The sequence below is a fragment of the Verrucomicrobiota bacterium genome (genome assembly GCA_037139415.1).
In the GTDB taxonomy this organism is placed as follows: domain Bacteria; phylum Verrucomicrobiota; class Verrucomicrobiia; order Limisphaerales; family Fontisphaeraceae; genus JBAXGN01.
In genome coordinates this window covers 1-2,660 of sequence record JBAXGN010000348.1, presented here as the reverse complement: position 1 = coordinate 2,660, position 2,660 = coordinate 1, and the positions used below count along the sequence as shown (strand labels likewise).

The 2,660-nt window shown below is 52.9% G+C and carries 2 protein-coding genes; one reads left to right on the top strand and one right to left on the bottom strand.

Annotation, left to right across the window (positions count from 1 at the left end):
- Positions 1 to 571 precede the first annotated feature (571 nt).
- The gene (locus WCO56_29505; GenBank protein MEI7733738.1) at positions 572 to 1,630 is read left to right on the top strand and encodes a metallophosphoesterase; all 1,059 of its coding nucleotides are present in this window, start codon (positions 572 to 574) and stop codon (positions 1,628 to 1,630) included.
- 25 nt (positions 1,631 to 1,655) lie between these two features.
- Here the strand turns inward: WCO56_29505 and WCO56_29500 are convergent, their stop codons facing one another.
- Complete coding sequence (locus WCO56_29500) at positions 1,656 to 1,781, bottom strand: hypothetical protein (protein ID MEI7733737.1); 126 nt, start codon at positions 1,779 to 1,781, stop codon at positions 1,656 to 1,658.
- Positions 1,782 to 2,660 lie beyond the last annotated feature (879 nt).

Sequence of the window (2,660 nt, the reverse complement as noted above, 5' to 3'; positions counted from 1 at the left end):
TACGAAAAGCCGCACTGGACAAGGTTTTTCCAGTTCATATGTAGCGGTATTTATGTGCAGGTGTATAGGGTGGAGAGGTGGACACTATTTGTGACTTTAACGGCCTGGTTTTAATAATCATTTTTAAATTTGGCATAAATAAGTCACAAACCGACCCCACCTCTCCACCCTGTTTTCCCTTTATACCCGATGCCTGACCGACCACCTCTGCACAGGTTTGACTCATTAGCAGACAATGGCAAATTTGTATTACATTGCAATTCTGCATGTTACAAATTTTCAAGCCCTTTTACCCTGCACAAAACCCGCAAAATGGCAGGGGTACCCCACCCTCCGATCAAATTACGCTGCACTTTTCCCAGTCCAGCATCAACGTTCGCCACCTTTTTTCAGGCTTCGGGTCTGGGCGAGGGTTTGGTTCTGGTCGCTGGGGCTGGGGATTGGCTTGGGGGGCGGGTCAGGGTTAGGTGGTTGCGTTGCGGTGATCCGCTTGGCGGAATCATCATCTTCCGGCTGGCTTCAGGGGCAACCCGGGAGTAATGTTCCCGACGTAGATAATGGCAATACGCGTATGAGTCTGACGAAAACTTCCGTACTGGTGGCATGCCTTTTGTGCGCCCTGCGCCTGGCTGGCCGCGACCTCACATTTCTCTCCACCTCCGACTGCCATTACCGGGAACCGGACCATAAACAAGGGAACCATAATGACTTGAACCACGCATCCATTCTGGAGATGAACGGGATCACCAATGTGACCTGGCCGGACAAACTGGGCGGGGTTAACATTCATCTGCCGCGCGGCGTGGTGGTGCTAGGGGATTTGATTGATGATGGCGACCGAGCATCCGGTGCACGAAAAATCAGCGTGGAGCAATATGAGTTTTTCCGGAAGGATTTCGGCCTGGATGGCACCGATGGTGCATTACGGTACCCAGTTTTCGAGGGTTGGGGAAACCATGACGGCCCGCCGGAGGGCAAAGAGAAAAGCGGGTTCAGTTCGCAGGCACAGATCCGCAAACGCAATCAGGTCCGCCTTCAGAAAGGCTTTATTTCAAACCTGTCGAGCAACGGGTTGCATTATTCCTGGGATTGGGATGATGTGCATCTGGTGCAACTGAACCTATACCCGGCGGACAAGCAACGGGAGGGGGTACATTACTCCCCGGTCTGGCACGACCCGCAGGAATCGCTGAGCTTCCTGACAAAGGACCTGGCGGAAAAGGTGGGGACCAGCGGCCGGCCAGTGGTACTGATGAGCCACTGCGGCTTCGACACGGATTGGTGGACCAAGCAGGACTGGAAAGAGGTTTATGAGGCTGCCAAGAATTACAACATTGTGCTCTACCTCTATGGGCATACTGCCACTGGGGTACGCCAATGGGCGCCGGAGGGTGAAACCAAAAAATGGGACTGCATCAATGATGGCCATACCGACGCGGGTTTCTTTGTCATTCAAATCACGGACGACCGAATCCGGGCGGCTTACCGCAATAAAACCGGGCTCACCTCCACCAAGGCTGCCGATGGCACCCGGCAGCATGCTTGGGCGGGAACCTGGGAATGGAAGCTATTTCTGGATAAGAAAATCACCACCGCTGCCGCCGAAAAGCCGGCAAAGGCAAAACCGTAACATATCGAATCTGTTCGCCGAAGGGTTATTTCCCCAGCTTCAAGCTGCCGTCCAGGCGATAGGTCTCGCCGATCTTGGTGGGCACTGCCACTTCCTGCGTTCCGTATTTCACTTTCAGCGGTTGGCACTGATAGGAATTTGCTTTGGGCATATTGGATGCTTTCACTTGGCGCGTTGCGGTAAAAACTCAATCAGCGCTGCCGGATGGAATTCGTATCTCATCCCGGATACTTCTGGCGGAGTTTGGCCATCGCCTCTTCAGTAATATTTTCAACTCGCATCGCGAAAAAACATTAACCGCTTATGCCAGAACCGCAAGTGCAAGTTGGTTTATCCTTCCCCTAACTTCAGCTCCGTAGGAGCGGCATGTTTATAGTAAAACCTTCCATCACCCCCCCCATCAAGCTCCGTCAGGAGCGACACGATTATAATAACCGTCACCGCTGCTCTCTGCTCCCTACCGGGCTTGTTCAACCCGAGACTCAGTCCCCTTTGCCCCTTCGCTCAAAGCTAACTTTTTCGTTAGGCACCACGCTCATGCTTCAAATAATTGACAATTGTATCGTGGGCTGTCTTCACTCTGGAGGCGAGGGTTATTTCGCGCGCAGTTCCGAATTAGCCCTTGTTTCCCCCTTGGGGCGCATTGGCGGCCCGCAGGGGTTGCGAAGCGGAGGATGTGTGGGCAGGGCCGTGCGTCCGGGCAGCGGGTGCCGGAGCGCGGAACGGATATGGTCACGGAATCGGGTTGGGGGTTTTAAGCGCGCGGCGCACCTACGCGGAACAGAAACGGAGCTGGCTAGCAAGCGCAATCGGAAGGATGGTTTTGGGGACATTTTGTTTTGACTGATACTGATAACTGATAGGAATTTGCTTTTCGGCACATTTGATGCTTTCACTGGTTGCGTTCCGGTAAGGAAGCATTACTTTTGGCTCGCCATCATATTTTCACCCAGTTTGTGCTCATGGACGGGAATCTACTTTGACTTCGTAAAGATAAATGTTGCGTTCGCGCAAAAAATTGCGTAACTTT